Annotated in this window: 1 protein-coding gene and 1 pseudogene; both read right to left on the bottom strand. The window is 59.2% G+C overall.

The features are described from left to right. Window positions 1-99: pseudogene (locus ACR0EL_RS22415) on the bottom strand (HAD family hydrolase); the annotation flags it as partial. After that, window positions 96-657 (bottom strand): RluA family pseudouridine synthase (locus ACR0EL_RS22410; RefSeq protein WP_480502347.1); only part of this gene is annotated, 562 nt, incomplete at its 5' end. The pseudogene ACR0EL_RS22415 and the gene ACR0EL_RS22410, both read right to left, overlap by 4 nt.

The raw sequence follows: 657 nt of genomic DNA, 5'->3' as shown, positions 1-657 counted from the left end.
CGCCTGAAAACAGGCAGTCATTGCCGAAACAATGGCACCCTGACTATCGACCAGAGTGCCATCCACATCAAACAGGACCAGCCGCAATGGAGCGTTCATCGCAACTCCTCAAACGGATCATCTGCAGCGAGGTCTTCGGTCCAGCCCAGCGTATCCCAGCTGTGTTTCATATGATCCGGTAAAGGCGCCGTAAGCGAGATGGGTTTGCGGGTCATCGGGTGTTCAAAGGAAAGGCTGCGGGCGTGGAGATGCAGCTTTTTGCTGATGATACCTCCCAACTGCGCGCCCCAGCCATCGCCGAGATTTTCCTGCCCCGAGCCGCCATATTTCCCATCGCCAATGATCGGGTGGCCGATCGCCGCCATATGTGCGCGCAGCTGATGGGTCCGCCCCGTCACCGGCTCCATCGCGACCCAGGCTGCCCGCCCTGCAACGCGATACAGCGTTGCATAGAGCGTATGCGCACGTTTCGCGCCGGGCGTATCGTTCACCTCGCTCGGATGAACAGCGATCATCTTCTCGCCTTCACCCTGTTTGCCATGTCCCGGAGCCTTGACCAGCCCGGTCTTGATTTCGCCCAGGTACGGAGTTGGTACACCAGCTACCAGCGCCCAATAGATCTTTTGGGTGATTCGGTGCCGGAAGGCTGCTGTCAGC

The organism is Ruegeria sp. AH12, assembly GCF_056541465.1.
Note: the sequence above shows the minus strand (reverse complement) of the source record. Positions and strands in the feature narration are given on the sequence as shown.